The sequence below is a fragment of the Microbacterium sp. Bi128 genome (assembly GCF_918698205.1).
The window spans coordinates 1-2,144 of record NZ_CAKKMM010000875.1 but is presented as its reverse complement, the minus strand read 5'-3'; the positions used below and the strand labels follow the sequence as shown (position 1 = coordinate 2,144).

At 64.9% G+C, this 2,144-nt stretch carries 3 protein-coding genes; 1 reads left to right on the top strand and 2 read right to left on the bottom strand.

Annotated elements, in window-relative coordinates:
* Nucleotides 1–844 (bottom strand): glutamate racemase (gene murI, locus LQV45_RS27510; RefSeq protein WP_374208309.1); only part of this gene is annotated, 844 nt, incomplete at its 3' end.
* A gap of 200 nt (nt 845–1,044) precedes the next feature.
* On the opposite strand from murI, the gene LQV45_RS27505 reads away from it, so the two are divergent.
* Nucleotides 1,045–1,839 carry an EAL domain-containing protein gene (locus LQV45_RS27505; RefSeq protein WP_230010012.1) on the top strand — a complete coding sequence of 265 codons (795 nt, stop codon included), beginning with the start codon at nt 1,045–1,047 and terminating at the stop codon, nt 1,837–1,839.
* 5 nt (nt 1,840–1,844) lie between these two features.
* Here the strand turns inward: LQV45_RS27505 and LQV45_RS27500 are convergent.
* The coding region (locus tag LQV45_RS27500; RefSeq protein WP_230010010.1) for a DUF2017 family protein at nt 1,845–2,144 on the bottom strand (300 nt) is incomplete at its 5' end.

Genomic DNA, 2,144 nt, shown 5'->3' with positions numbered 1-2,144 from the left:
GGAAGCGCCGGGCGAGGTGCTCAAACTGGGCGGCGTCGCCGGTGGCGATGAAATTGTGCTCCGGCGCCGCGGTGTCCGTGCGCTCCAGGCCCCGGGAGGCCAAAGCCCGGTAGACGTCCTTGGCCGTCTCCTCGGCGCTGGAAACCAGCGTGACGTCCTCGCCCATAACGAAGGAGATCACGCCGGTGAGCAGCGGGTAGTGGGTGCAGCCGAGCACCACGGTGTCTACCCCGGCGGCAATGAGCGGTGCCAGGTAGTCGCGGGCGACGGCGAGCAGTTCCGGTCCGGTGGTAATCCCGGCCTCCACGTACGGCACGAACGCCGGGCAGGCCACGGACGTGATCTCCAGGTCCGGGGCCGCGGCGAAGGTGTCCTCGTAGGCGCGCGAGCCCACCGTGGCCGAGGTCCCGATCACGCCCACCCGGCCCGTCCGGGTCGCCGCGACGGCACGCCGCACGGCCGGCTGGATCACTTCGATCACGGGGATCCCGTACCGGGCCGTGTACCGTTCGCGGGCGTCACGCAGCACGGCGGCGGACGCGGAGTTGCAGGCGATGGTCAGCAGTTTCACGCCGGAATCCACGAGCTCGTCCATGACGCCGAGGGCGTTGGCCCGGACTTCGGCGATGGGAAGGGGGCCGTAGGGGCCATGCGCAGTGTCACCGACATACAGGATGGATTCGTTGGGCAGCTGGTCGATGATCGAGCGGGCCACCGTGAGGCCGCCGACGCCGGAGTCGAAGACGCCGATGGGGCGCGATGCCAACCCGGCATTTCCGGCGCTGCCCGCTGCGGTCTCCGCCGCAGCTGGCGCTGCCGGATCCGTATTTGATGCTGAAGTCATGATTATTCGAGGATAGGGCTTCACTACAGGCGCGGCCATCACATTGTGTCCTGCAACTCGTGTCTGATGGGTCACACGGGTTTCCGGCGGATGGGCAACGCGGGGAAGACCCCTGCTCATCGGTGGCAGCCTGCCGCTGTCCCCGCCCTGTATGCTATGGGCGCCGTCGAGATATCGGGGGCGACCGTCGTGCCCCCACGATGGACGAAACAGCGAAAGGACCGCATATGACATGCGACGGCTGCACGACGTCGTCACAGCTCGACTTTGATTTCAGCATGGCCTTCCAACCGATCTATGACGCCGTTGCTGGTCGCGTATGGGGCTACGAGGCACTGGTCAGAGGCTTGTTGGGCGAGGGGGCTTTTCACGTCCTGTCCAGAGTCGCACCTGAGCAAAAGTACCGTTTCGACCAGGACTGCCGCGTCAAGGCAATCGAGCTGGCATCGCGGCTGTTTCCTTCCGGTGAGGGCTTGATTCTCTCCATCAACTTCATGCCGAACGCGGTCTACGAACCGGCTGCGTGCCTTCGTGCGACGCTGCTTGCAGCCAGGCGTTGCAGCTTTCCGACGTCGTCGATCATGTTCGAGTTCACGGAGAATGAGGAGGTTTCCGACACTGCCCACCTCACGAACATCATCACCGAATACCGCAAGCATGGTTTCACCACCGCCATCGACGACTTTGGTGCCGGTCATGCAGGGCTGGGGCTCCTGGTCGATTTCCAGCCAGACCTGATCAAGATCGACATGAAGCTCATCCGAGGAATCGATACCAGCCCGGCCCGCCAGGCTGTCGTTGCTGGCATCGTCGGCATCGCCAGGGAGCTCGACATCACGGTGCTCGCAGAGGGCATCGAGACGGAGGCGGAGTTCCGGATTCTGAAGGACGCCGGCATCCGCTTGTTTCAGGGATACTGGTTCGCAAAGCCGGCATTCGAGGAGCTTCCACAGATACAGTCCGTGCATGTTTCTGACGCCACCGCTGTCGCTTAGCGGCCCTACCTATCGAGCGAGTGCACCATGGCCTGGACCAGCGACTCCTGCAGCCACGTGGTGAAGTTGTACACCAGGGCCAGGTAGCTTTCGACGTCCTCGGCCTGGGCCCAGTCCTGCATGAGGTGGATGTTGTCGGCGTCGGCATCGTCACGGATGTCGAGGCGTTCGGCCAGCACCAGCCGGACATCGTTGAGCGCGGTGGCCCAGTGCCGGGCGTCGTCCGGGGCCAGGACGAGGTTGTCCCGGTCCAGGCTCAGTGCGGCGGCCTTCAGCGCGCCGATCTTGCTTTCGCGCAGCGACCG

Bases quoted from the DNA above. Each gene is read 5' to 3' on its own strand.
- LQV45_RS27505 (WP_230010012.1), top strand. From the start codon at position 1,045: ATGGACGAAACAGCGAAAGGACCGCATATGACATGCGACGGCTGCACG.